23 protein-coding genes are annotated in these 26,119 nt (G+C 35.1%); 16 read left to right on the plus strand and 7 right to left on the minus strand.

The annotated features are described in order from the left end of the window. Nucleotides 1–63 precede the first annotated feature (63 nt). The 6 genes from EGI22_RS09105 to EGI22_RS09130 all read left to right on the plus strand — a co-directional run bounded on the left by EGI22_RS09105 (nucleotide 64) and on the right by EGI22_RS09130 (nucleotide 6,414). Entirely contained in the window at nucleotides 64–900 is an 837-nt protein-coding gene (locus EGI22_RS09105) for a DUF6671 family protein (protein ID WP_255067916.1), read from the plus strand. A gap of 6 nt (nucleotides 901–906) precedes the next feature. Further along, nucleotides 907–2,253 (plus strand): dihydroorotase, encoded by a 1,347-nt coding sequence (locus EGI22_RS09110; RefSeq protein WP_255067918.1) that lies wholly within the window; start codon nucleotides 907–909, stop codon nucleotides 2,251–2,253. 2 nt (nucleotides 2,254–2,255) lie between these two features. Beyond that, nucleotides 2,256–2,741: a hypothetical protein gene (locus EGI22_RS09115; protein ID WP_255067919.1), complete on the plus strand. Its 486-nt coding sequence runs from the start codon at nucleotides 2,256–2,258 to the stop codon at nucleotides 2,739–2,741. A 4-nt stretch (nucleotides 2,742–2,745) separates the two neighbouring features. Beyond that, nucleotides 2,746–3,708, plus strand: a complete 963-nt coding sequence (locus EGI22_RS09120; protein WP_255067921.1) for a sodium-dependent bicarbonate transport family permease — start codon at nucleotides 2,746–2,748, stop codon at nucleotides 3,706–3,708. A 188-nt stretch (nucleotides 3,709–3,896) separates the two neighbouring features. Then, nucleotides 3,897–4,490 (plus strand): 2OG-Fe(II) oxygenase, encoded by a 594-nt coding sequence (locus EGI22_RS09125; RefSeq protein WP_255067922.1) that lies wholly within the window; start codon nucleotides 3,897–3,899, stop codon nucleotides 4,488–4,490. 115 nt (nucleotides 4,491–4,605) lie between these two features. Further along, nucleotides 4,606–6,414: a right-handed parallel beta-helix repeat-containing protein gene (locus EGI22_RS09130; protein WP_255067923.1), complete on the plus strand. Its 1,809-nt coding sequence runs from the start codon at nucleotides 4,606–4,608 to the stop codon at nucleotides 6,412–6,414. Nucleotides 6,415–6,428: 14 nt separating this feature from the next. Here EGI22_RS09130 and EGI22_RS09135 read toward each other — a convergent pair whose 3' ends face one another. Further along, nucleotides 6,429–7,382 carry an ion channel gene (locus EGI22_RS09135; protein WP_255067925.1) on the minus strand — a complete coding sequence of 318 codons (954 nt, stop codon included), beginning with the start codon at nucleotides 7,380–7,382 and terminating at the stop codon, nucleotides 6,429–6,431. A gap of 78 nt (nucleotides 7,383–7,460) precedes the next feature. Then, a complete protein-coding gene (locus EGI22_RS09140) occupies nucleotides 7,461–8,912 on the minus strand; it encodes a LuxR C-terminal-related transcriptional regulator (RefSeq protein ID WP_255067926.1) in 1,452 nt (483 codons plus the stop codon). A 38-nt stretch (nucleotides 8,913–8,950) separates the two neighbouring features. On the opposite strand from EGI22_RS09140, the gene EGI22_RS09145 reads away from it, so the two are divergent. The 9 genes from EGI22_RS09145 (at nucleotide 8,951) to EGI22_RS09185 (ending at nucleotide 19,688) form a co-directional block, all read left to right on the plus strand. Beyond that, nucleotides 8,951–9,229 carry a hypothetical protein gene (locus tag EGI22_RS09145; protein ID WP_255067928.1) on the plus strand — a complete coding sequence of 93 codons (279 nt, stop codon included), beginning with the start codon at nucleotides 8,951–8,953 and terminating at the stop codon, nucleotides 9,227–9,229. Next, complete coding sequence (locus tag EGI22_RS09150) at nucleotides 9,226–10,785, plus strand: hypothetical protein (RefSeq protein ID WP_255067929.1); 1,560 nt, start codon at nucleotides 9,226–9,228, stop codon at nucleotides 10,783–10,785. Before EGI22_RS09145 ends, EGI22_RS09150 begins: the two co-directional genes overlap by 4 nt. Nucleotides 10,786–10,943: 158 nt before the next feature. Further along, nucleotides 10,944–11,939, plus strand: coding sequence for a lipocalin family protein (locus EGI22_RS09155; RefSeq protein WP_255067930.1), 996 nt, complete (start codon nucleotides 10,944–10,946; stop codon nucleotides 11,937–11,939). Nucleotides 11,940–11,942: 3 nt separating this feature from the next. After that, nucleotides 11,943–12,383, plus strand: coding sequence for a DUF3592 domain-containing protein (locus EGI22_RS09160; RefSeq protein ID WP_255067931.1), 441 nt, complete (start codon nucleotides 11,943–11,945; stop codon nucleotides 12,381–12,383). Between the two features lie 58 nt (nucleotides 12,384–12,441). Beyond that, nucleotides 12,442–12,861, plus strand: a complete 420-nt coding sequence (locus EGI22_RS09165; RefSeq protein WP_255067933.1) for a hypothetical protein — start codon at nucleotides 12,442–12,444, stop codon at nucleotides 12,859–12,861. Between the two features lie 160 nt (nucleotides 12,862–13,021). Then, complete coding sequence (locus EGI22_RS09170) at nucleotides 13,022–14,767, plus strand: gliding motility-associated C-terminal domain-containing protein (protein WP_255067934.1); 1,746 nt, start codon at nucleotides 13,022–13,024, stop codon at nucleotides 14,765–14,767. 283 nt (nucleotides 14,768–15,050) lie between these two features. Beyond that, on the plus strand, nucleotides 15,051–17,579 hold the full coding sequence (locus EGI22_RS09175; RefSeq protein WP_255067935.1) for a serine hydrolase: 2,529 nt from the start codon (nucleotides 15,051–15,053) through the stop codon (nucleotides 17,577–17,579). Then, nucleotides 17,572–18,621 (plus strand): DUF1611 domain-containing protein, encoded by a 1,050-nt coding sequence (locus EGI22_RS09180; RefSeq protein WP_255067937.1) that lies wholly within the window; start codon nucleotides 17,572–17,574, stop codon nucleotides 18,619–18,621. The genes EGI22_RS09175 and EGI22_RS09180 overlap by 8 nt, the downstream gene beginning before the upstream one ends. Further along, a complete protein-coding gene (locus tag EGI22_RS09185; protein ID WP_255067938.1) occupies nucleotides 18,618–19,688 on the plus strand; it encodes a mandelate racemase/muconate lactonizing enzyme family protein in 1,071 nt (356 codons plus the stop codon). The genes EGI22_RS09180 and EGI22_RS09185 overlap by 4 nt, the downstream gene beginning before the upstream one ends. A gap of 8 nt (nucleotides 19,689–19,696) precedes the next feature. Here EGI22_RS09185 and EGI22_RS24060 read toward each other — a convergent pair whose 3' ends face one another. Together EGI22_RS24060 and EGI22_RS09195 are read right to left on the minus strand one after the other, a co-directional pair. After that, a complete protein-coding gene (locus tag EGI22_RS24060) occupies nucleotides 19,697–19,912 on the minus strand; it encodes a type II toxin-antitoxin system RelE/ParE family toxin (RefSeq protein WP_310588139.1) in 216 nt (71 codons plus the stop codon). An 89-nt stretch (nucleotides 19,913–20,001) separates the two neighbouring features. Further along, nucleotides 20,002–20,208: a hypothetical protein gene (locus tag EGI22_RS09195; protein WP_255067939.1), complete on the minus strand. Its 207-nt coding sequence runs from the start codon at nucleotides 20,206–20,208 to the stop codon at nucleotides 20,002–20,004. 332 nt (nucleotides 20,209–20,540) lie between these two features. On the opposite strand from EGI22_RS09195, the gene EGI22_RS09200 reads away from it, so the two are divergent. Further along, nucleotides 20,541–23,006, plus strand: coding sequence for an outer membrane beta-barrel family protein (locus EGI22_RS09200; RefSeq protein WP_255067940.1), 2,466 nt, complete (start codon nucleotides 20,541–20,543; stop codon nucleotides 23,004–23,006). A gap of 51 nt (nucleotides 23,007–23,057) precedes the next feature. Here the strand turns inward: EGI22_RS09200 and EGI22_RS09205 are convergent, their stop codons facing one another. The 3 genes from EGI22_RS09205 to EGI22_RS09215 all read right to left on the minus strand — a co-directional run bounded on the left by EGI22_RS09205 (nucleotide 23,058) and on the right by EGI22_RS09215 (nucleotide 26,103). After that, nucleotides 23,058–24,014, minus strand: a complete 957-nt coding sequence (locus EGI22_RS09205) for a YheT family hydrolase (RefSeq protein WP_255067941.1) — start codon at nucleotides 24,012–24,014, stop codon at nucleotides 23,058–23,060. Nucleotides 24,015–24,023: 9 nt separating this feature from the next. Next, complete coding sequence (locus tag EGI22_RS09210) at nucleotides 24,024–25,091, minus strand: 3-oxoacyl-ACP synthase III family protein (RefSeq protein WP_255067943.1); 1,068 nt, start codon at nucleotides 25,089–25,091, stop codon at nucleotides 24,024–24,026. Nucleotides 25,092–25,275: 184 nt separating this feature from the next. Beyond that, nucleotides 25,276–26,103 carry a universal stress protein gene (locus EGI22_RS09215; RefSeq protein ID WP_255067944.1) on the minus strand — a complete coding sequence of 276 codons (828 nt, stop codon included), beginning with the start codon at nucleotides 26,101–26,103 and terminating at the stop codon, nucleotides 25,276–25,278. Nucleotides 26,104–26,119 lie beyond the last annotated feature (16 nt).

Here is a 26,119-nt window from a genome sequence, read left to right on the forward strand (position 1 = left end):
ATTTTAAAAGATTCCGATTGGTTAAAAAACCTAAGGGATTGGTCAAATTTTTAAAACATTGAAATGTTTGAAGGAAGAACTTTATTTATAGCAACCAAGCACCAAAAAGAAAAGGTAATATCACCAATATTAGAGAAAGAATTAGGTGTAAAATGTATCGTGCATCCTTCGTTTGATTCAGATATTTTCGGAACTTTCAGCGGGGAAATAGAAAGAGAAGAAGACCCTCTGACTACAGCAAGAAAAAAATGCCAAAGTGCTATGGAAACCTACAATTGTGACCTTGCCGTAGCTAGCGAAGGCTCTTTTGGTTCACATCCATCAGCGTTTTTCATTCCGGCTGATGATGAAATTCTGATATTTATTGACAAAAAAAATGGATTAGAAATAAAAATAAGGGAAATCAGCACGGATACAAATTTTGGAGGTTTAGAGGTAAGTACAGAAAAAGAACTCTTAGAATTTGCAAATAGTGTGGGGTTTCCTTCCCACGGCTTGATTCTCAAAAAAGCCGATAATGATTTAAGCGAAATAAAAAAAGGCATCACCAATAGCCATACCCTGCTAGAAGCATTCAATCAGTTTATGTCAAAATCAAAGTCAGTTTGGGTAGAAACCGACATGAGGGCAATGCACAATCCCAAAAGGATGAAAGTTATTGAAAAAGCAACTTTAAAGCTTGTGGATAGAATAAAAACCCTATGCCCTGTGTGCCAATCGCCAGGTTTTGGCATAAACGAAGTCAAAAAAGGCCTGCCATGCCAACTTTGTGGTTTGCCTACAAGCACTACATTAAGCTATGTATACACATGCCAAAAATGTAATCACAAGAAGGAAGAATTGTATCCAAACCAAAAAACAAGCGAAGACCCAAGATATTGTGATTTCTGTAACCCTTAGAAAACAATGAATAAGAAATTAATAAAGAATGCAAAAGTTGTCAATGAAGGTAAAATTAAAACTTGCGATGTATTAATAGTTGGAGAAAGAATAGAGAAAATTTCTAATCAAATTACTGATAATCAGGCTGAAACATTTGAGGCAGAAGGCCATTTTTTGCTTCCAGGCTTAATTGACGACCAAGTGCATTTTCGAGATCCAGGGTTAACACACAAGGCTACTATATATTCAGAATCAAAGGCGGCAGTAGCTGGTGGCATTACATCTTTTATGGATATGCCCAATACCATTCCGAATACGCTAACGCAGGAATTATTAGAAGAAAAATACACTTTGGCAGCTAGAAGTTCTCTTGCTAATTATTCCTTTTTTATGGGAATAAATCAAGATAATTTAGAAGAGGCATTAAAAACTGACAATGAAAATGTTTGCGGAATCACGGACGATGGCTTGTATTTTAGCAATGACAAAGGCATTTTAGCCAACTACCCAGAATATTTAGAACTGCTTTTTGCAAGAACTAACAATTTGGTGGCACTCCATAGTGAAGATGATAGCATAATACAAAACAATACCTTAAAATTTCGTGAAATTTATGGTAATAATATCCCAATGGATTTACATCCTAAAATAAGGAGCGAAGAAGCTTGCCTAACAGCAACAGAGCGTGTTTTAGAATTGGCAAAAAAATATAACAATCGTCTCCATTTATTCCATATTTCAACAGCTGCCGAAGCCCGCTTGCTTGACAACAAAACGCCTTTAAGAGAAAAACGCATTACAGCTGAGGCATGTGTACACCATTTATGGTTTACCGAAAATGACTACAAATTGCTGGGAGCCAATATAAAATGGAACCCATCTATAAAAACTCAAAAAGACAAAGAAGCACTCCTGAAGGCATTGATAGACAACAATATAGATATCATTGCCACTGACCACGCTCCACATACGAGAGAAGAAAAAAGCGGAAATTATTTTAAAGCTATGTCTGGCGGACCTTTGGTACAGCATGCTTTACCGGCTTTGTTGGAGCTTTATCACCAGGAAAAAATAAGCTTAGAGAAGATTGTCGAAAAAACGAGTCATAACGTAGCTGAAATATACAAAATGATTGACCGCGGTTATATAAGAGAAGGGTATTTTGCAGATTTAGTTTTGATAGATTTAAATAACCATTGGCAGGTCAATTCAGGAAATATCTTGTACAAATGTGGATGGTCACCTTTTGAAGCACAGACCTTTAAAAGCAAAATTTTAAAAACATTTGTAAACGGCCATTTAGTATATAATGCTGGCTTTTTTGAAGAAAGCAAAAAAGGATCTAGACTTAAGTTTTCGAAAATAAGATAATTATGGACAAAAAGCTTTTTATACTTTGCCCTTTCTCAAACACCGAATATCTCCTCAGAAAGATATTTGGAGAAAACACTTATTTTTTGACTTCTCCTGGTGCAATACTATATTTTGAATACTACCCAAATATGGAAGCCATTAGCGATTTGATTATTCTAGAAAAAATTAATTATATCTATCTAGTTAATGATACCTCTTGCAGATTCATAAATGGAATAGTCAAAAAAACTAAGCAATATGGTTTGCCAGTTGAAAAAATACTCGAAGAAATTTACATTGAACATTATTTCTCTGAATTTAAAGATAAATCTTTAACTAAACAGCAATTAAACTTAGCTAAACTTAATCTTCAAAATCAAGGTGATGAAATATTAAAAGCTAGATTTTTAGGGAGTTTAATACATGAGAAAAATACATATTTGAAAGGACTTATTACTGCAAACCAGAAAGAGATTTTATCGAAAACCGAAATCAAAAAAAAATAAATTTATGAATTTTAATTTACTAATTGAAAACCTAACAAACCCTGCACTATTATTTTTTGTACTTGGTATAATAGCCGTTTATTTAAAAAGCGATTTAGAAATTCCTCCCAATTCTTCAAAATTCATTTCACTATATCTTCTATTTGCCATTGGATTTAAAGGTGGCCAAGAACTATCCCACGAAACTTTTACGAGCGAAATTGGCTGGTCTATGCTTTTTGGTATCGCACTCTCGATGATTATCCCGCTCTACACATTTTTTATTCTTAAAAGGCGACTTTCGGTATATGATGCTGGAGCTATTGCGGCAGCTTATGGCTCGGTAAGTGCTGTAACTTTTGTTACAGCGGTATCTTTTCTAGAAGCTCAACAGCTATCTCTTCATGGTCACATGGTAGCCATAATGGCCTTGATGGAGTCTCCCGCCATAATTATGGGATTACTACTTATTTCAGCTTTTGCAAAAGAAGAAAATAAATCTATTAAAAAACGAGCCGTGATGAAACATTCGTTTACCAATGGCAGTGTTTTGCTTATTTTAGGAAGTTTGGTTATTGGTTTTTTGGCAAGTGATAAACAAGCCGAAGGGATAAAACCATTCACCAATGACCTTTTCAAAGGATTCTTAGCGATTTTTCTTTTAGATATGGGTATTTCGAGTGGCAAAAAACTAAAAGCATTTTTCTCTTTTGGCTGGTATCCATTTATTTTTGCTACGTTAATTCCTCTTTTCAATGGCATTTTAACCGCAATAGTTAGTTCTTTCATTACTGATGACATAACCAACCGATTTATGTTTGCTATACTCGCTGCAAGTGCTTCGTATATTGCAGTTCCGGCTGCCATGAAAATATCTGTACCAAAGGCAAATCCGGGTCTATTTCTACCCATGGCTTTGGCGGTTACTTTTCCATTAAACATAACTTTAGGAATGCCTATTTATTTTTTAATTGTACAGAATACTTGATAGCTTTTAAACTATAGAAATCTTGAAAAAAATGCATTTTAAACAACAGAGCATTTTTTTCTTTTTTAATTTAAAATAAGCAGAAATTAAAGTGCCATAATTATAAATATTGATTTCTAAATTCATTAACCTGAAATACACCTACCTTTACAAATGACGATGCTGTCAATAACGCTCTTTGTAAATAAATGGAACAAATATTCGATGACCTCATTGAATTATACCTCCGAGAGAAGGTAGGAATTTCTGAAAACTTTTTAACCAAACAATTGTCTTCTGACCTAAGAGACAACCTATTACGACTTTCAGAAGAAAACAAGCTGAAAGACGCTCAGATAGGTTCTGGTGATGATAAAGTCCAAAACAGTTTAATTAGAAAAGACAAAATATTTTGGTTAGATAGAGCTCACAGCAATGCTGCAGAAAACGCATTCTTAGATTTAATGGACAGTTTTGTCGTTTTTTTAAATACGACATGCTTTGCAGGTATCAAAAGCTACGAATTTCATTATGCTTTGTACGAAAAAGGGAGTTTCTACAAAAAACACCTGGACCAATTTAAAGAAAACGGCAATCGCCAATTTACCTCTATTTTTTATCTAAACGAAGTTTGGAAACAAGGAGATGGAGGCGAACTTAGAGTCTACCTACAAGATACATGCAAAGACATTTCACCTCTCCAAGGTAAAATGGTGTTCTTTAAAAGCAGCGAACTCGAACATGAAGTATTACAAACCCAAATCCAAAGAATGAGTATAACGGGTTGGTTGAAGAATGATTAAAATTTGAAAATAATAAATACTTCTTTTAATTTTGAGATAAAATAATGAGATAAATTTTCGATTATTTATTATTATTTATATCAATCTTTAAAAACCGCATTTGAATCAATTTAAAATGTCCGCTAAAAATTTTATCGCAATCTTTATAATTTCGCTTTTATTAACTTTTCAGAAAACTTCATTTGCAATAACATACGTTGATTCTGAAAAAACCAACAATAATGGAGATGGTAAATCCTGGGCAAATGCAAAAAAAGAATTACAAAGTGCTATAGAATTAACCGAAATTGGAGATACAATTTGGGTTAAAAAAGGAATTTACAAACCAAATTTAGCACCAGACGAAAGCACGGATAATCCACGTAAATTCAGCTTCTATTTTACCAAAAATATTTTTATTTTCGGCGGATTCGAAGGAAATGAAATGAAATTAGAAGATAGAAATTTATCACTAAACAAAACCATTTTTTCTGGCGACATTGGAGTCCCGTTTCAAGAAAATGACAATGTCTATCATGTACTTTTAGGTTCGTTTATAAATAACCTCGAACAAGGCTTGCATTTATTCAATTGCACCATACAAAACGGCTTTGCTGATGGTTTTGGGTATGAAACCTATAATGGAAATTCATTTTTCCGAGATGAAGGGGCTGGTATATATTTAAAAAATGGAATTAACGAAATTAAAGAATGTGAAATTAATGGAAATAAAGCTACAAATAGTGGAGGAGGTATTTTTCAATATTATGGCACCTTAAATTTGCTTAACTGTAATATAAAATCTAACTCAGCTCAAATTTTTGGCGGTGGTATTCGAATTATTTTTGCGAACTCTGCAATAAAGCAAAATTTAATCGATTCAAATTCAGGGCAAGGAATTGCTTTATCTTTTGATGGAAATCATATAATTGAAGAAAATGAAATATTAAACAATTACAACCTTGAAAACGGTTCTGGTGGAGGAATTTCAACTTTTTCGACAACCGTTGAATTTCACAAAAACATAATTAAAGGTAATATTGCAAACTATGGAGGTGGTGCATATTTCAGCTATGGAACAAAAATAAATCTTTCAAACAATTTTTTTATTTTTAATACTTCTGAGTCACAAGGAGGAGGAATGATTATTTCATCAGCTGAAACAATTTTACGTAATAACGTAATTTCAAATAATCACTCAAATAATAGTACTGGTGGAATTTTCTGTAGTTATGTAAGTTCAAAAAACTTGTTTTTAAACAATACTATTACTTCCAATTCCGCAAACGACCTTTGCGGTGGCTTATTTTTAGCTACAATAAATTCTCCACAATATCCGGATGACTACATAAAATTCTATAATAATATTATTTGGAACAATAATATTGGAGGAATTTCAAATATTCCTGGTTCTGATATTATCTCAAGTTACTATACTTCCAGAGATATTTTTGAAAATAATTTATTACAAATGGATTCAGTAGAATACACTATCTCCAATTATAATTATATTAACAATGCATCAAATAATTTCCACAAATTAAACCCTAATTTTTTAAATGATTATTTTATTTCAGGAAATGACAATACATTTGGTACTTCTGATGATGGCTTGCAATTGCAACCATATAGCGTATTAGTAGACAAAAGTGTTATTCCCTCATTTTATAATCCTACTATTTTGGACATAAAAGGTGACCAAAGAATTCAGAATGTTAAAATTGACATTGGAGCTTATGAAGTTAAAAAAGATTGTCCTGATTATCTCTTTTTATCCAATTCTTCACAATATGAATCGATTTATGGAGCCAACATAAAAATTGAATCCGAAAAATATTTTAATAACACTTCTTATTTTATAAGTGGACAAGTAATAGAACTAAACCCAGGTTTCGAAATAAAATATGGAAAAGTGTTCAAAATGGAAATAAAGAAATGTAATTAAATGGATTATTAATTTCAATTCAACAAGACAGCTTCCGTTTCTGAGAGTTTATTGAGGTCCAAAATATAGTAATTTTCTTGAGAATCAAGAATTGGCAAGAATTTCCTGCCTATTTCTACTTCATCATACATGTAAGATTTCCGGCTATGGATTGGGTCAGCAAAGGTATCATTCGTACCTTCAAATGTCAGCAATATTTCGGCATCAGATGCTCTTAAGCTAGCTAAAGTTTCTCCTACTAACACACTATCTTCTGTTATTGGGTGAACAATGGTCCAGGAAGTTGCAAAAAATTTGACCTTAGATCTTTCCAATGGAAGGTTATAATATTTTCGTTTTATTTCTCCATTGATGGTCTCGTTTCTTGAAAAAATCAGGTTGGCTTCTGCATTGATTATTTGATTGCTCTTTTCGTTAGCTATCCTGACCATCAAAGCGTTAATGTCGAGATAAGGCGAAATAAGAGCCTTATCTGAATATAAAATTCGAGGAACTGGCCTAGAGAATCTTCCGTACAATAAACCCGTCATGATAGCAAATGTCATCAAACCTATCAGAGCTTCAATTGCTGCAATAAAATTTACCAATTGCCCAACTGGACTTACTCTACCATAACCTACCGTTGTTAGTGTTTGGCTTGAAAAATAAAACGCTTCCCAAAACTCCGAAAGACCATGGGCGGCGTCGACACCCTGTAAATATTCTACCCCAACACTGTAATATATAATCCCAAAGATGAGATTTACACACATATAAAAAAACAATATATACAAGTAAAACTTTGCCCAAGGCATAGTGATGAGTCGATGAAAAATATTCATTTTTGCCTCGAAAGACTGCCCAATTTTCTTGACATTAAAGTTGCCTTCCTGATTTACCAATCGGGCATTTGTAGAAATGGCATTTGTGCCAAAACCGGTGTCTTCACGCTGTTTTTCCCTTTCTACAAGGTTTATTCTTTTTGCCATAATTAGCTTAATTTAAATTTTCTAAAAAAACCAGTGGTTTAGCTTTCAACAAATCAACAACAAATAAAGTTTGATAGCCTATTGATGCTCAATCACCCATCTTACCGCTTCTGATTTCGAATTAATTTCCAGCTTATTGTATATATTTTTAATGTGGGTCCGGACAGTATGTGGGCTGATAAACATAGCGTCTGAAATTTCAGTATAACTAAAGCCATTGGTAAAGGCCACCAAAATATCCATTTCCCTTGCAGATAAAATCGACTTTTTGATCTCAGGGTTTTTGATCGCTACCACTTCAGGAATCACCTCCTTTTTTAAATTCTTATAAACTATACTCAACAGTCCTATGCTGATCACCACAATATACCATTGGGTAGCTAGTGAATACAACTGAGGCATAGTAAACCATGTATTTTCAAACAATACCGGGATAAATCGAGGGAGTATGTATACCACCCAACTAGGCAAAAGCCCAAGTAAAAACCATATAGCTAAATGAGTCCTTTTTCTTATTTTAAATAAAACAACAAAGAGCAAAATATTCAAAATCAAGGTACTTACTCGCAGCATCATACCCAAAGCCACAATACCATAATCGCTAAAATTATGAAACCAAAAAGGAGACAAAAACATAAACACCGTTTCTATTATTCCCAATAGTACCAAAAACCTAAAAGAGGTATACAAGAATTTAAAGGGACGCATGTACTGTTGAAATACCGAATGAAAAAACCAAAAAGAACTCAGTTGAAAACCTCCATAAATCACATATTGAAAATTGAACAAACTGTTTTCAAAAAAGAAGGCTGAATAATTCCTTCCAAAAAGGTATCCTTCTAGAAAACAATATAAAAGGCCAAAACAAGCAGCCGAGACTATAAATATCAGAAAAGAACGAACCTTAAATAATACAAATAGTATTACGTTGATAAGAATCACGAAAGCCAATAAGCCCAACAAGATTCCATTTTTAAAAGCTTCATTTTCTTTAAAACTGACAAAACCTTTTTCATCAAAAAAACGGATTGGGAATTTTGCCGGGTTTAGTTTGGTAATGCCCGACAAATAAATGGAACTATCATTCACAATTTTATAAGTGGGATATCGAAATTTGACTTTGCGATCTTCTAATAATTTGCCAAAACTGAAGGATTCCGCGAGGCCGTTTTTATTATAAAATCGAAGTTCGTCAAAGACAGGATTTTGGACTACCATGTAGTTTTTTTCACCTTTCACCTTGCTGAGGTCAACCTTCAACCAAGCTTTAAATTTCCCCCATCCAGCATTAAGTATTGGCCTATTATCAACTTCAAATAATTCAAAAGGCACGTCTTTGACAAATTCCTTGTGATTAAAATCCTTCGCCAGCATGCAAAGGCCATCGTTTTTTATTTTTTGCTCTATTGGCTTAGGCTCTCCAAATGCGAAACAAGAAAAACACAAACAATTTATTATCAGTATATTAAATACTGAAAAGAATAAAATACCGCAATTGGGGTATTGACTTTTTAGTGTTTTATTCTTCAAATTTGAGCTCTAGTTTTTTACTAATTTCGAAATAACTGATGGAATTACAAGCGAAATATTCAAATGATTTATTTTATGAATTAGGCATTGAATTTCATAATGAAAACTTTGCTAAACCCATCTTAAAGGAAATGTCTAGTGCAATTCAAGATTTATTTCAGTTAGGCGATGTAAAACCAAAAGAAAAATTGAAAAGAAAAATCTTAATATGGTTGTATTTCAAACAACACCACTTGCAGAGTTTGGTCAAAAAACCAGGCTTTTTACAAAGAACCTTTTACGATTTAATAAGTAACATTTACGGATATAGAATATGAAAGCTAAAACCTTAATTCTCTTACTTTTTTCTTTTAAAGTCATCGCCCAAATTAATGTAATGCAGCCAAATAATGGTGGGCTAGAGATTACACCTTTTGGTATCAACTCCCAAAACTTAAGTTCCAATGTAGACTCCTTTAGTCTTTCCATAGGGTATGACGCCTATCCAATAAATTCAAAATTACAATACACGACGGCCATCGGCACCAAGGTTTTGAAAAAATCTTCCGGTATAGGGCAAACAGGAGTAGGTTCCTTGGTTTTGCAAAACCATTTTTGGGGTTCAAGCAATACCGCTATGGGATATGCTGCCGCTTCTGGGCTTTACACTGGCTCAAATAATGTAAGTATCGGTCATCTAAGTATGGGAAATGTTGAAAACGGGGAAAGTAATACTATAATTGGTGCGAAGGCAGGCTCTTATTATCCGCCTAATTCATTTGTTTCTGGAAATGTCTTGATAGGCTATGGAGCTGGTGGCAATGTGGCTACGCATAGTCAACTTTTCATAGCTAATAGTAACACGAACAACCCGCTTATTTGGGGTGATTTTACCAATCAACTTGTTGGACTACATGCTTACGTGGGCATCAATACCAAAAACCCTATAGATCGATTGCACATTTATGACGATGCCATGATTCCCAATTCTTATATACGCGTTAGCAATCTATTTTCAGGTGTCACTGCTACCGACGGTTTTCGTATGGGCCTTAGTGATTTTTTGGATGGTGTTATCTGGAATTACGAAGACAAACCCATAAAGTTTGGCACCAATAACTCCTTAAGAATGACCCTTAATGAAGTCGGTAAATTAGGCTTGGGAATCGATACACCCAATGCCGATTTGCACATTTACAGTAATGCGACTTCTTCTTCCCTACTCATCAATAATTCATCGGTAGGCTCTGGAATTCTTGATGGCATTGCACTCATTTCAGCAGTCAATGGAGCCACCGTAATCAACAGAGAGAATACAACGATGAGCCTGGGCTCCAACAATTCTGGTTTTCTAACTTTGCATACCAATAAACGTGTAGGTATCGGCCTAAATGGACTTAGCCCCAATGGTCAGCTGCATGTTCACAATGACGATTACGATACAGCTGAGATTAGACTCACCAATACCCCTACCGGCGTAGATGTCAACGACGGCTTTTCAATTACCTTAAATACCGCTGGTGAAGCCGCTATTCAGAATAGAGAAAACCAAAAGATTTCTTTATTGAGTAACAGAGTGGAAGTAAATGGCTTCTTAAAAATAGGCAATAATGCCCCAGCAATTAAAATCAAAAAAATCACAGGTACTACCTCCAATATTCAAGGCGGTAGCGTAAGCGAACTTCATGGTCTTAATGCATCCAAAATCATCTCTATCACTGTCATGGTACAATTCACTGGCAATAGCTATGTACCTCCTAGTTACAACAAAGTACCCAATTACGAATTCGATTGGTACTCTGACGATAACAATGTGTATATAATCATTAAAGCAGGTAATTCAAGTTTCCTAGTTTCCAAACCTTACAAAATACTCATCACATATGAAGAATAAGCAATCTTTGGGGCTTACCTCATCATTTAAACTCATTATTTCGAAGATGGGCGAAGTGAGGTAAAACTCATATTACAAATCAGATTCAGACAGGCCTAAACTTCAAAATAATTTTAAACTTATTGCAATAGTGAATTTTAAAGAAAAAAAATAAGGATATGAAAACCATTTTATTTTTTCTAATTTCAATAGTTTCATTGGCACAAATTGGTGCAAAAACAAAGCCTAATACCAATAGTATACAAGGTGAATGGATCAACACTTCCTTTGGTTTTGAAATGAAACTGAACCTCAATCAAGGTGGTCAAGGAATGTTCGACGAAGAAGCTATCACTTACACTTTAAATGGCAACAAGCTCATAATCAAAGGGCAAGGCACAAATGAAACTTACACTTACCAGCTAACAGGTAACAGCCTTACGCTTAGTGGTGGTGATTTAGACGAAGCCATCACTTTTAAAAGAAACGGAAACCAATCAACGAGTACCGCAAATACTGAATTTGATAAAAACAATACCAAACTCGATAAACTACTTGGCCAATGGACAACAGATGGTGCTGACCTTGAATTCAAAGCGAATGGTACTGGGCTTTATAATACCAAGCCTTTTAGTTACACGCTAAATGGGAATACCTTAATCAGTCGTGATGAAACGGGTGAAAACCAATTCATAGTGATGTTTATCGGCAAAGCCATGACACTCATGGGTCAAGGTGTCAATGCCACTTTTACTCGAGGGCACTCAGGTTATAAAGCCTCACAAGATGCTAATGCTACCTCAAGCAATAACAACCCAGGCAGCAGTCTAGACCAAAGCATTGTAGGGAAATGGTGCTACATCAGCTCGTTGACGAGTTCAAACGCAAGCAGCAGCTATAGCCGATGTTTAGTTATAAATAGTAACGGCACTTATACTTACAACGCCGAAGGCTCCATCTCGGGTTATGGCGGGGGCGGCTACGGTGGTAGTAGCAGCCAAAGTGCCGATAGTGGCACTTGGCAATTGAGTGGCAATCGCATTTATGTTAAATCCAGAAAAGAAGGTCAAAAAGTCTATACTTTTGAAAAACGAAACCACCCTAAAAATGGCGACCCCATGATTATCATTGATGGCGAAGCCTATGTAACTTTTTATCAACGCAAACCTTGGTAAAGAATGGAAAGTTTAAAAGAACGATTAGAAAAAAACAGAAAGCCCAATTTTTGGGAAAAGAACCTAGCTAAGGTATTTTCTTACTTGGGTTTGTTTTTATTGCTCTTAGGTCTCGGCATAGCTTCTTATGATTATTATTTTGTCCGGAAATCAATAAAGACAATTGGCGAAGTCATCAGGCTGGACGGTGGCGGTGGAAAACTAGGTTATGCTCCAGTTATTGAATATTTTGACGAAAATCAGGAATCTCATTTATTCTTTTCTGCTGTATTCAGCAGGCCGCCAGCTTATGCTGTGGGCGAGAAAGTGAGTGTATACTACCAATCCGAAAATCCCAAAGAAGCCTCTTTGGGGTATTCTTGGCTTGCCATATTGGTATTAGCAGGCATTGGAATTGTATTTTCATTTTTTGGTATCCTATTCCAAAAGTTCCTTTTTAAGTAAATTTTACTGGTATTTTAAATCGAAAAAATAAATATTAAACTACATTATCTAAGTAATTATGAAAACACTATTTATCAATTCATTGGCTCCTGTATTATTTCTTAGTCTGAGTTTAACAAGCATGGCTCAGTCTTCACCCAAAAGCACAGCTGATAAATTCTTTAAAGAATACCAATCCATTGGTGTGAGCAAATCTATAGATAACCTCTATGCAACCAACAAATGGATGGAATTATCTACAGAAGCTATATCCGGTTTAAAAAACCAATTGGAAGGACTCACGTTGGATTTCGTCGGGAAATTTTACGGTTATGAACTCATAAAAGAACAAAAAATTGGAGAAAATTATATTTTCCTAACCTATTTGGGAAAGTATGATCGTCAGCCCATTAGATTTGTTTTCGAATTTTACAAACCTAATGGAACATGGCAAATCCATAGCTTTTCGTTTGACGACAAATTTAGAGAGGAACTATAATAATACCTTTTTTAATTCAAAAACGCAATAAACACTAGTTTATATAACGAACCTTGTGTTTATAGTTTTATAATAATTTTGAGCAATCCGCTTCCTAAGCAACGAAATATTACCTAGATTCGTAATTACTTATATACTACTTAATTACCTAAAACCTTAAATGAATACTTTTCCAAAAAAATGTATTCTTTTCTTGCTATTGGCTTTGTCTTTTGGACTTAAAGCTCAGGTAAATAATGTAGACAATTTGGGTTTTGAAAAAGGCACATTTGAGGGTTGGACGCTTTCGTATGGCAATGTAAAACTTGTAAATAATGCAGTAGCGTATCAAAATGAGCAAATAGGATCACTCACAAACAGAAACATTATTGTCTCAAAAAATGATGGAAACGATCCAAATATTACGCAAGAAGCCATACCGGTGGTAAACAATGGTGGAAAATATGCTATGAGAATCGGTAAAACACAAGGAGGAAATACATTTGACAAAGCCAGCACGAGTTTCAAGGTTACTGCTGACCATTCTCTTTTTCAATATCATTTTGCAGTCTTATTGCAAGAAGACGCCGACAATCATCATACAAAACTCCAAAAACCTGGTTTTTCTTTAAAAATAACAGATGCAGGCGGAACGCAGATAACATGCGGAGATTTTGATGTTCAACTTGAAGGCAATCTTTTGGCAGGCTTTAAAGCCCAAGGAGATATTGAATATAAAAACTGGACAACTGGCTCTATAGACCTTAGGCAGCATGTTGGCAAAACTCTAAATGTTGATATTATAGCTCACGGTTGCACAGGTCAAGGACACTTTGGCTATGCGTATTTTAATGCTGAACTCATAAAATCCGAAATTAAACAAGCTTCCATTTGCCCTGACTTAAGTGGAAATATTACATTATTGGCACCTGAAGGTTTCGAGAAATACAAATGGAATAATGGAAGTACAAATAGAGCTTTAAGCACAAATGCAGCCCTAAATTCAACTTTTATTGTAACTATTACACCTTTTTCAAGCCTTGATGAAGCATGTAATTTTTCATTGCAGTACAAAGTACCTTTCAAAACTTCAGACACTACCATAACGATGAATCTTTGTGATGGCGAGCATTTTTCAGTTGATAATGAGACCTACCAATACACCGGAAATTACAACAAAGTCATCTCAAGAGGTGGAATATGCGACAGTACCGTAAACCTAAACCTCTTTGTATTTGAAGTGCCCAAAATCGACTCGATATTTAAAAATTGCTTAGGCGAAAAATTAAGTATCGGCGATACAGTCATAAGCACAGATGGAATATATGTTTTAAAAATACCGAGAAAAAACCAATGCGACTCCATAATAACGGCAGATGTAAGATTTGAAAACTTGAAAATCCAAGCTACCCATGATCAGTCCATAACCATAGGTGACGAAATAACTTTAGAGGGCAAAACGCTCGAAGGAATCACAGGAGAAAGTGAATGGTTAGATGAAAACCAGAATCTTTGCAAAAACTGTAATTCATTCAAAGTGAATCCAATAAAAGATCAAGAATATGTTTTTACGGCCAGTAGTTTAAGTGGAATCTGTACAAAACAAGTTTCTACTTTTATAAAAGTGCAGCCCTGCGTAGTACATTTTCCTGATGCATTTACACCAGATTCAGACAACTATAATCATACTTTCTTTGGATTAGGAAGTCAATGTATTTCAAAAATCAGTACTTTGAAAATATTTGATAGATGGGGAGAAGAAGTCTATAATGCTTCCAATCTTCCAGTTTCTGACGAAAACTATGGCTGGGACGGCACAAAAGATGGAAAAGAACTCAATCCAGGCGTTTATATTTTCAAAGCCTCTGCCATTCAAACTGACGGAACTACCCAGTTTTATCAAGGTACTATTGAACTCATGAGGTAAATACAATTCAGTTTTTGTGGTTTTTTAAAATAGTTTGATTAAGCATTTCAGTGAATTCAAAAAAATACTTCTCTAATCAAATAGCTTTAATATTAATCCAGATATTTTTTTTCAAAAAAACATAAAAGATAAACCGAAGATTAATGAAATTTACGAATCTACCCAAAATTTGATTTGCCTAGAAAATCAAATTACTTTAAAATTATTTCTATAAAATTCTACAAAGAATTCCAAACTACGATTTTTTTGCTATAAATTGAAAATACAAACTATTAACCCGAAAATGAAGAATTGCTCACGCTTATTTTTTCTGTTCTTAATCCTATCAGCCAATTATTCTTTTTCGCAAAAAAACAGGCTGGAGACTTTAGAAAATTCGCTAAATGCTCTGCATGAAAAAGCCATGTTTAATGGTGTGGTTTTAGTGGCAAAGGACGGAAAGGCAGAATATCAAAAGGCATTTGGAATAAGCGATTACAAAACCAAAGCTCCGCTTTCCATAAATTCCGCTTTCAATCTGGCTTCAATTTCCAAGCAATTTGTGGCCATGATGATAATGATTCAGAAAGATCGTAACCAATTGGCATTTGACGATTTGGCACAAAAACATTTGCCTAATTTCCCATATCCAAATATTACAATTCGTCAATTACTTACACATACTTCGGGATTACCTGAATATTTTGACCTTGCATTTAAATACAATAACACCCTCGATACCCTTGACAACCACAAAATGTTACAACTTTTGGTTGATTTAAAACCCAAACTGAATTTTGAACCGGGCGAAAAATGGGAATATTGTAATACCGCCTATTTGATTTTAGCCTTAATAATTGAAAAAAATGCAGGAATGCCTTTTGAGGATTTTCTAAAAAAGGAAATTACAGCACCGCTTGGTTTAAAAAATACGTATGCTTTTTATCTCAACATGAAAAACCCGAGTTCAATTGCGAAAGATAGAGTAATGGGTTTTGAAAGAGTAAATGGAGAAAATCAATTGAATGATTTGATGCGATTCGATGGTGTGGTAGGCGATGGCAACATCTATTCGTCTGCCGAAGATTTATTGATTTGGGCAAATACTTTGGATAAATTGGTAAAACCAGAAACCTTAAAAGAAGCTTATATGCCCGTAAAACTAAACAACGGATCAACCTACAATTATGGTTTTGGTTGGGCAGTAGATGGCAAAAAGCTTTCGCATACTGGCAGTTGGGTTGGTTTTTTCAATAGTATCGAGCGAAATCTGGAAGATAATTCTGTTGTGATTTCCTTGAGCAATTCTACCAATTTCACTGCCCGTAAATATGTAAAAGCAGCCTTGGAAGGTAAAAATATAGATTTACCAATGACCGAATTAATTACCAACATAAAGCTTATCGATGGAACAGGAAATCCTGCAAGAAACCTATCTGTGAGGATTTTAGATAAAAAAATCTGGGAAATTGGAAAATTAAAGGCTTTCAAAAACGAAACAGTGATTGATGGAAAAGGAAAAGTTTTGGCTCCAGGGTTTATAGATTCGCATAGCCATCATTTTGGTGGTTTAGAAAAAGCCCCAGAAGCTATACCCACTGCAAATCAAGGAATTACGACTATTGTAATTGGTCAAGACGGTGGTAGTTACCCAATGGATACAATCGAAAACTTCATGAAACGCAGACCAGTTGCGGTGAATATTGCATCATACACTGGTCATGCCACATTAAGGGGAAAAGCGATGGGCGTAAAGAGTTTGTATAGAAAAGCAAAGCCTGAAGAAATAGAAAAAATGAAGGGCTTTTTGGAAGAAGAAATGAAAAAAGGTTCACTGGGTTTAAACACTGGTTTAGAATACGAATCAGCTTTTTTTTCTAACAAAGAAGAAGTAATAGAACTGGCCAAAACTGCTGCAAAATACGGTGGCAAATACATGAGCCACATCAGAAGCGAAGACATCAATCTCAATGAAGCGATTGACGAAATCATAGAAATAGGTCGTATAACCATAATGCCAGTTCAGATTTCACACATCAAAATAGCCAAGAAAGACCAATGGGAGAAATCATCAGAAATATTGGCCCAATTGCAAAAAGCTAGAGCCGAAGGTATCAATATTACAGCAGATTGCTACCCTTATAATTTCTGGAATTCTACGTTGCGGGTTTTGTTCCCCAATAGAGACTACACCAATCCAGAAGCAGCCGAATTTGCTGTAAATCAACTTTTTGACCCTTCACAATCCGTTTTGGTAAGGTTTGCACCCAATAAAACCTATGCAGGAAAAACAATTACTGAAATAGCAAAACTTAGAAATGAAAAGCCTTCTGTTACCTTAATGAACCTTATAGCCATTGCGGCAGAATTTGAGGAGAAAAATCCAAATTTTGAGGAAAGCATAGAAGCCATTATGGCTAAATCTATGCATGACGCTGATGTTTCTAATTTCTTAAATTGGCCGCAAACGAACATTTGTTCAGATGGCTCATCGAGCGGGCATCCTCGTGGGCATGGCACTTTTACGCGGGTTTTAGCCAAATATGTGCGAGAACAAAAACTGATGCCTTTAGAAACGGCCATTTACAAAATGACGGGACTCTCGGCAGAACATTTGGGCATAAAAGACCGAGGTATTATTGCACCTGGCAATTACGCTGATTTGGTACTTTTTGACCCAAACACGGTAAAAGACAATGCTGACATCAAAAATGGAAAAGCACTTTCGACTGGCATTGAAAAAGTGTGGATAAACGGAGAAATAATTTTAGAAAACAATAAACCAACAGGTAAATACCCCGGCGTATTGATAAAAAGAGCGACAAATGAATAAAGCGATTATATTGACAAATGGACTATTGGTAAAAAATGATGCCAAAACTGCCCATGGATTGATAAGAGGAACTGAAAGATTCGAAATAATTGGGGTTGTAGACTGTCCTGAAAACGAAGGAAAAGATGCGGGAGATTTTTTAGATGGTAAAAATAGAAATATTCCGATTTTTGGAAGTTTGGCCTCTGCTATTTCAAACCTTAAAAACATAGAAAGTCTGGTAATTGGCGTGGCAACAATTGGTGGGATTTTACCTCCTGATATGGTTGAAACAATAAAAGAAGCCATAAAAAACAAAATTTCGATAGTTAATGGTCTCCACGAATATCTCAACGACAAACCAGAAATGGTGGCTTTGGCAAATGAATATGGCGTAAGCTTAACAGATGTCAGAAAACCCAAAAGTAGAGAAAATTTAAATTTTTGGAGTGGTGAGATTTATAAAGTTACAGCACCTATTATAGCCGTAATGGGCATGGATTGTGCGATGGGTAAACGCACAACAGCTCGTTTGCTCACACAAATGTGCCGAGCAAATGCTCTAAAAGCAGAGATGATTTATACTGGACAAACGGGCTGGTTACAAGGCGGAAAATATGGTTTTATTTTTGATTCAACTTTAAATGATTTCGTTTCTGGAGAACTAGAAAACGCGATAGTTAGTGCTTGGAAAGAAACCCAGGCCGATTTTTTGTTTTTAGAAGGTCAATCATCTTTAAGGAATCCTAGCGGCCCATGTGGCTTTGAATATTTGATATCTGGCAATGCCAAATTTGTCGTACTCTTACATTCGCCCAAACGCAAATATTTCGACGATGACGAACATTGGGGCGAAATACCGAATGTAGAATCAGAAATTGAATTGATAGAAAAATTGGGCTCTAAAGTGATTGCCTTGGCACTACACACCGAAAAATGCACTGAGGAAGAATGCTATGCGTACCAAAAACAATATGAAGAATCACTCAATATACCTGTACTTTTACCGATTCAGCAAGGTGTTGAAAAGCTATTACCTGTTCTCAAAAACCTGAAAAGATGAAAATAAAACATATCAGACCCTATTTAAAACACCTTCCACTTACCAAACCATATACGATAGCTTACAACACTTTTACGGATGTTGAATTGGTTTTCTTGGAGATTGAATTAGAAGATGGGACAATTGGTTTGGGCTCGGCAAGTCCAGCAGAGGAAGTTGTAGGAGAAAACTCAAAACAAACGTTGGGTAATTTACAATCTGAGTTTGTACAAAACTTGATTGGAAGGGATATTCGACATTTTCAACAAATAATTTTCGAAGCCCAAAATCATTTCCCGAATTTACCAGGAACTTTAGCTGCTATTGATATTGCTTTGCATGATGCATTCGGTAAATTCTTGGGTATTTCTATTTCAGATTTTTACGGACAAAAAATAAAATCCCTTCCAACTTCGGTCACCATTGGTATTATGAATGTGGAAGAAACATTAAAAGAAGCCGAGAATTTTAAGCAATTAGGTTTTAGAATTTTGAAAGTAAAAACTGGCCATAATGTGGAGGAAGACATTGAGCGAGTTAGAAAAATCCATGAAAAATATGGCAATGGCCTAAAGGTTAGAGTTGATGCCAACCAAGGTTATGATGTAAACGATCTATTGAAATTTGTTAGAAATACCGAAAAACTTGGCTTGGAGTTGATTGAGCAGCCCATACCAGTTGGGAAAGAGAAAGATTTGATGAAAATAGATACCGATATTAGACAGATATTGTGCGGGGATGAATCTATGAAAAATCCGAAATATGCTTTGAAATTCGCAGCTGAACCAAAACCATTTGGTATTTACAACATCAAGCTCATGAAATGTGGCGGCCTTAAAGGAGCTTTTGAAATAGCGACTATAGCACAAAATGCAGCGATTGATCTTTTCTGGGGATGTAATGACGAAAGCATTGTAAGTATAACGGCAGCCTTACATACGGCCTATTGCTGTCCGAATACCAAATATATAGACCTCGATGGAAGTTTTGATTTGGCGGAAGATTTGGTTTCCGGTGGGTTTACAATTGAGGATGGATATTTGAAAATTAATAAACAGGCTGGATTTGGGTATCAGAAGCTGGGATGAATAGGAAATTAATCAATCCCATTTAGCCAGATATCAAGGTCTTTCTCATTAATATCTGACTGCTCAGATTTATCGTAAATAGAGAGTAAATATACTTTTTTATCTATGACCTTAAAATGTGTTATAACTCTAGCACCACCGCTTTTGCCTTTTTGTTTTGATGCAATTGCAAAACGAATTTTGTTACAGCTATTTTTGAGTTTAAATCCTAATTCTGGATTGATTTTTAAAGAGTTAACTAGTTGGTTTCAACGATGGGTATTTTTGGGCTAATCGATTTAATTGTTTAGCAAAATAAGCTATTACATCTACATTATAGTTCATTTAGCAGTTCCTCAGCCGTTTGTAATTTTATTTTGCCTTGTTTCGCAAGTTTCACTTCATCTTTAGATGCTTTTAATTCTTTTAAGAATTTGGCTTTGCTAGGACTTATTGATTCAGTTTTTACAAATGATAAACTCCTCAACAATTCCATTACAAAATCTACTTTATTCTCCTTTATATCTATAATAACTTTCATATAATATTATTTTCAAAAAAAAATCTTGCGTAAAGTTAAACAATTTAATAAAATCGACAATAATTACTTAGACCTAATATATAAAGGAATCTTTCATATTTCAATTTGATAAATATCCCATAATCTTAACAAGGTTTCAATCATCTTCTAAATTTTTTTGTAAAAAACATCCTCCCAATGCAACTCCTCCCCCATTTACTGCATCCTTTACACAAAAAACCACTCATCATTAAAATAAAACCACTTATGTATAAGCCACTACTTTGTTATGCATAATACTATAAGTTTGCACAAGAAAAACAAAGCTATTACAAAAGACAAGTACTAAAAAAATGAAAAAGCTATTACTTTTAAAAATTGCCTTATTGGCAACCATGAATTCTTTTGCCCAAAATTCTGGGACTGTATCGGGAACTATTCTCGATGAAAAATCTGAAATATTGCCCTTTACCAATGTCTTATTGCTAAACGCAAAAGACAGTACTTTGGCAAAAGCAGTTACATCTGACATCGACGGTAAATTTAAGATTGAAAATGCCGCCTTCAACAACTATTTGCTAAAGATTTCGATGGTAGGTTATGGCGAATTATACACGCCAAAATTTATTCTGAACGCCGAAAAACCTAATTTCAATTTCGAACCACTGAAACTCAAGCAACAAACACAAATGCTGGCGGAAGTTAGCGTAACTGCCAAAAAGCCCTTTATAGAGCAACAGATTGATAAGACTGTTGTAAATGTAGAAAACAGTATTGTAGCTTCTGGCAGCACCTTGTTAGAAATATTGGAAAAATCCCCTGGCATAGTTGTGGACAGACAAAACAATGCCTTGAAACTTAAAAACAAAACGGGTGTAACGGTGATGATAGATGGAAAAAGAAACTATCTTTCAAGCGAAGCATTGATGCAGTTTTTGAGTAATTTGAACAGTGAGCAAGTGGTCTCTATAGAAATTATCACCAATCCTTCTTCAAAATATGACGCTCAAGGAAACTCTGGAATAATTAACATTAAACTAAAGAAAAACCAAAACTTCGGCACAAATGGTACATTAACATTATCCGCAGGAAATACGTTTTTACCTAATGCACCCAATGACATTTCTAGATTTTCGACCAATCTAAGCCTTAACCATAGAAATGAAAAATGGAATATCTACGGCAACGTAAATCCTGGAAAAAACAAGTGGTACAATGACAATACGCTAATAAGATCAACGAATTATGAAGGTCTAAGGTCAGAATTTAATCAAAGTTCACAAAGATTGGGCAGCGGAGCTTATTGGAACGGAAAAGTGGGTGCTGACTATTTTTTAAGCAAAAAAACTACCTTGGGTGCCATGGCTGATATAAACAATTGGAATGGAAACGGAAATAGTACTGGCCTAACCAATATTCTTGAAATCCAAAACGGCGTAAATACGGCAAGTTCACTAGTGCCAACATCCGTTTCAGATAATTCAAATTTCAACTTTACCGGGAACTTCAACATCAAACACAATTTTGATGAAAAAGGGAAAGAAATGACGGTGGACTTGGACTACAGTGGCTTTAACAACAAAGGAAACCAAAATTTTGACAACAGGTTCTATGACGCTAACAATCAGCAAACCAGTGCCTTAATCCAAAGAAACCCTACATCGACCATTATTGACATTTTTGCCATAAAAACAGATTTTACGATACCTACAAAAAACAAAGCAAAGGTAGACTTTGGTGTAAAAAGTAGCTTCGTAAAAACAGATAACGACTTTACTTTTGAACAACAAATAGACAATACTTGGGTAAATGACGAAGGAAAAACCAATCATTTTATTTACAAAGAATTTGTAAATGCTGCTTATGTAAATTATGGGAAACAGTTTAAAAAAGTAGGTGTACAAGCTGGCTTGAGAGCAGAATATACCAAGTCTGAGGGAAATTCACTTACACTTAACAAAGTAGTTCCGAAAGAATACCTTAGTTTGTTTCCTACCCTTTTTGTAAATCAAAAATTAGGAAAAAACCATGCTACCAGATATAGCTATAGCCGTAGAATAGGCCGACCGAACTATCAACAATTGAATCCGTTCATATTTTTCTTGGATCCGTATACCTTCCAAAAAGGAAACGAATTTTTGAATCCTGAATTTACAGACAATGCTGAAGTAACTTATACCTATAAAGATGCTGCTTCGTTATCATTAGGTTATGCTTTTACCAAAGACAATATGTTTGATATCATAGAGCAAGAAGATGCAACCAGAAAAACTTTCCAAACCACTACTAACCTTGACAAAGTAGAGAATTTTTCGGCAAATTTATCTTTCCCGATACCCGTAAGAAAATGGTGGATGATGAACAATAATTTCAGTGTATATTATACAAGATACAGAGATAATAACGTAAGTGGTGGTGTATTGGATGTAGGACAAACAGCCTTTAATTTTTACACAGGAAATACTTTTACATTCAAAAAAGGGTGGTCTGCAGAGGCTAGCATGTGGTATAACTCGCCAAACCTATTGGGTATAATCAAACAAACTAAACCTCAGTATGCTATCAATGCAGGTGTACAAAAGAAAATCAACAAGGCTTCAAAAATAAAACTGAATGCCAATGATATATTTTTGACTTCGTTTTTTAACGGAAAAATAGACTACCAAAACATTGATTTACAAGTAAATAATAGATGGGCTAGCAGAAGAGTTTCTTTGACTTACACCTATAATTTTGGTAACCAAAATGTAAAAAGTGCTAGAAGAAGAAGTACTGCTACGGATGATTTGAAAAGTAGAGCCGGAGGCGGCCAAAACTAATTTTTATAAAGTCTGAATTTTAAAACATTTCCTTTTTGAGGAAATGTTTTTTTATTTTTGTTTTTGATAAAACTCCCAAGCTAAGTCTTCTACCAAACTATGTTTTTGACCTTTAACCATAAACCCTACGTGACCACCGTTTTTGGGAAGCAATAAATGCAAATTCTTGTTATCTTCAGCACCTTTTAAATCAAAGCATTCTGAGCTCATAAATGGGTCGTTTAATGCTTGAATGATCAATGCGGGCACATTTATGAATTTCAAAAGAGGTTTAGAGGAAGCTTGTTCATAAAAATCTTTGGCATTTGCGTATCCGTGTAAAGGTGCGGTATATCTTGAATCAAAAACCTCAAAATCCTTCACTTCTTCTTTATAACCTGCATATTTTAGATGCGGATGGTTGGGATAGAGCTGGGCTTTTTGCTCAATCTTTTTTCCTAGTTTATTGATAAACCGTGTCATATAAAATCGCTTGCCTTTTTTATACAATTCTGCCACCGAACTTGGTAAATCCAAAGGGACAGATGCCACTATAGCCGCTTTCACCTGAGATGGAACAGCCTCAGCATATTCGCCCAAAAGTCTGAGCGTCAAACTTCCTCCCATACTGAAACCCGCCAAAACTATTTCTTCATAGCCCAATGAGATAGCATATTCTAATACTATTTTCAAATCTCCAGCATCCCCATGATGGTAAAATCTCGGCAAGCGGTTAGGTTCCCCACTACAACTGCGGGCATTCCAGCCAAGACCATCGAAGCCTTCAGGAATAAATTTTGCCAACATGCCCGTTACATAATGACGCGTAGAATCGCCCTCAAGGCCGTGTGTGGCTATAATGAGCTTCTTATTTCCAGATTTCACCCAATCTAGATCCAAGAAATCACCGTCTTCCAATTCTAACCTTTCTCTTTGGTAAGGAACAGGTATTTTTCGAAAAACACTTGGATAAATGGTCTGAAAGTGCCCTCCTATTTGCCAAAAAGGCGGTTTGAAATCTGGCGACATAAATATTTTTTAAAATTGATAAACCATAGCATTGCAATGCATCCCTGCTCCTACTGAGGCAAAAACCACTTTCATTCCTGGTTTGATTTCATAAGCTCCCAAATTATGTTTTCTTATCAAATCCAACATGGTTGGTATGGTAGCTACTGAAGTATTTCCTGTAAATTCTATTGTTGTTGGTATTTTTCCTTCAAATGAAAGCCCTTCTATTCCGTACATTTGAGCCAGATTATTAGCAAATGCATGCAGCATTTTGCCATTGGCTTGATGGAACAAAAACATATCTACATCAGAGGCGGTTAAACCAGCTTTGTCTAAAGCAGCTTTAATTACTTTAGGCACCCAAACAGTGGCATATTTGTAAACATCTTTACCGTTCATTTTGAATAAAGTCGGGGCAGTTATTTCTTTATTATAACTTTTGGCCAAATATATACAAGAAATATCTTCTTGGGAGTGTGAATAAGTCGCATAAGAAACAATCCCTTCATTACCCGATGTTTCAGAACCTGATATTACAGCTGCTCCACATCCATCCGCCAAAATCATGGAATCCAAATCGTGTGGATCTAAAAGCCTTGAAGCCACTTCTAATCCTACCACCAAAACATTTTTAGCATCGCCCATTTGTATGCTTTGGTGTGCTTGAATTACCCCTTGCAGCCAACCAGGGCAGCCAAAAAGTATATCATAAGCAAAGCATTCGTGGTTAGCGATGACCAATTGATTTTTCAATAATGCAGCCATATTGGGCACTGTGTGAAAACCATCTCTGCCTTCGAGCATATTGCCTGCATTGTGAGCTACTATTATGCCATCTATCAGATTTCTATCTTTTCCCCAATCCTCAAGGGCATTGTTTGCAGCAGCTACCATCAATGGCATCGAATCACCTTTTTCGGAGATATAACCTCGTTCTTTTATGCCTGTGATTTGTTCCAACTTGGCTACCATTTCCTCTGTAGATTTCGGAATTACTGTGCCGTCTTCGTTCATAAAGACCCTATCCAAGAAAAAATCATTGCCAATTCTTCGCTCTGGCATTTGGGTTCCGGTTCCTGCTATTATAGTTCTCAATACTTTTTTATTTTGGTCATAGAATAAATTTCCCCCAAAATTACACTTTTATTAAAAACAATTGAAATTTACTCAAATTTGAAAAATATATTCGAGGTTTAATTAACAATAGATAACACTTCAAAGCAAAAAAAATTGGGTCTCAAAAATGAAACCCAATTCTAAATACACAATTAAACTAAACTCAATTTTCTACATAGGTAAACACTGAGACTTTGGAATGATTGACCACATCTTCAGCTATGCTTCCTCTAAAGAAGTGATTGAAGCCTTTGCGGCCGTGGGTGTACATAATTATTAAATCTGCCTCAACATCTGATGCATATTCTAAAATTCCAGACTCGATAGAATCAGCATTCAATATCTCAAACTTACAATTTTCAAAACCATGTTTTTTAGCAGTATTCTGCATTCTCAGTTCCGTGTTGAGGTAATTTATTTTCCTATTTCCATCGTCAACGTGTAAAAAATGAACCTCCGCATCTTCCAAATTTAAAGTAAGCATAGCTTTGTCAATAAATTCTTCATGCGTTAAATCAACAGCAAAGACCACTTTTTTCGGAGCAAAAACGTTTTGATCGCCTTTTACTACTAAAACTGGACATGTTGCCATACGGACTACTTCCTCACTATTGGAGCCACTAAAAAACTCTTTAAAACCCGATGCTCCTGTAGAACCCATCACAATTAAATCTGCCCTGTGATCTAACAATGCACCCACAAAATGTTCGCCTGATTCCTCAACTAAAGGTTGAATTTTTACATCTTTATAATGAACAATTTCATGTTTCATTTCATCCTTCGCCTTTTCTAAAATCTCTTGCCATGCATCATTTATGGAAACTCCAGAGGCTCCGTATAAAGAATAATAGGAGGCTACGTCTGAAGTGGGATACATTTTTACGTTAAGAAGGACAATTTTCGCATTATTCTTTTTGGCAATATCAGCGGCAACATCCAATGCGTTTTTGGCAATTGGACTAAAGTCAGTAGGCACGAGAATTTTTTTCATGATATTAATATTTAAA

It is taken from the genome of Lacihabitans sp. LS3-19 (assembly GCF_024343575.1).
GTDB lineage: Bacteria > Bacteroidota > Bacteroidia > Cytophagales > Spirosomataceae > Leadbetterella.

Excerpts from the sequence above, each read along its gene's own strand:
- EGI22_RS09105 (WP_255067916.1), top strand. The coding sequence starts at position 64 with ATGTTTGAAGGAAGAACTTTATTTATAGCAACCAAGCACCAAAAAGAA.
- EGI22_RS09110 (WP_255067918.1), top strand. The coding sequence starts at position 907 with ATGAATAAGAAATTAATAAAGAATGCAAAAGTTGTCAATGAAGGTAAA.
- EGI22_RS09115 (WP_255067919.1), top strand. The coding sequence starts at position 2,256 with ATGGACAAAAAGCTTTTTATACTTTGCCCTTTCTCAAACACCGAATAT.
- EGI22_RS09120 (WP_255067921.1), top strand. The coding sequence starts at position 2,746 with ATGAATTTTAATTTACTAATTGAAAACCTAACAAACCCTGCACTATTA.
- EGI22_RS09125 (WP_255067922.1), top strand. The coding sequence starts at position 3,897 with ATGGAACAAATATTCGATGACCTCATTGAATTATACCTCCGAGAGAAG.
- EGI22_RS09130 (WP_255067923.1), top strand. The coding sequence starts at position 4,606 with ATGTCCGCTAAAAATTTTATCGCAATCTTTATAATTTCGCTTTTATTA.
- EGI22_RS09135 (WP_255067925.1), bottom strand. The coding sequence starts at position 7,382 with ATGGCAAAAAGAATAAACCTTGTAGAAAGGGAAAAACAGCGTGAAGAC.
- EGI22_RS09145 (WP_255067928.1), top strand. The coding sequence starts at position 8,951 with ATGGAATTACAAGCGAAATATTCAAATGATTTATTTTATGAATTAGGC.
- EGI22_RS09150 (WP_255067929.1), top strand. The coding sequence starts at position 9,226 with ATGAAAGCTAAAACCTTAATTCTCTTACTTTTTTCTTTTAAAGTCATC.
- EGI22_RS09155 (WP_255067930.1), top strand. The coding sequence starts at position 10,944 with ATGAAAACCATTTTATTTTTTCTAATTTCAATAGTTTCATTGGCACAA.
- EGI22_RS09160 (WP_255067931.1), top strand. The coding sequence starts at position 11,943 with ATGGAAAGTTTAAAAGAACGATTAGAAAAAAACAGAAAGCCCAATTTT.
- EGI22_RS09165 (WP_255067933.1), top strand. The coding sequence starts at position 12,442 with ATGAAAACACTATTTATCAATTCATTGGCTCCTGTATTATTTCTTAGT.
- EGI22_RS09170 (WP_255067934.1), top strand. The coding sequence starts at position 13,022 with ATGAATACTTTTCCAAAAAAATGTATTCTTTTCTTGCTATTGGCTTTG.
- EGI22_RS09175 (WP_255067935.1), top strand. The coding sequence starts at position 15,051 with ATGAAGAATTGCTCACGCTTATTTTTTCTGTTCTTAATCCTATCAGCC.
- EGI22_RS09180 (WP_255067937.1), top strand. The coding sequence starts at position 17,572 with ATGAATAAAGCGATTATATTGACAAATGGACTATTGGTAAAAAATGAT.
- EGI22_RS09185 (WP_255067938.1), top strand. The coding sequence starts at position 18,618 with ATGAAAATAAAACATATCAGACCCTATTTAAAACACCTTCCACTTACC.
- EGI22_RS09195 (WP_255067939.1), bottom strand. The coding sequence starts at position 20,208 with ATGAAAGTTATTATAGATATAAAGGAGAATAAAGTAGATTTTGTAATG.
- EGI22_RS09200 (WP_255067940.1), top strand. The coding sequence starts at position 20,541 with ATGAAAAAGCTATTACTTTTAAAAATTGCCTTATTGGCAACCATGAAT.
- EGI22_RS09205 (WP_255067941.1), bottom strand. The coding sequence starts at position 24,014 with ATGTCGCCAGATTTCAAACCGCCTTTTTGGCAAATAGGAGGGCACTTT.
- EGI22_RS09215 (WP_255067944.1), bottom strand. The coding sequence starts at position 26,103 with ATGAAAAAAATTCTCGTGCCTACTGACTTTAGTCCAATTGCCAAAAAC.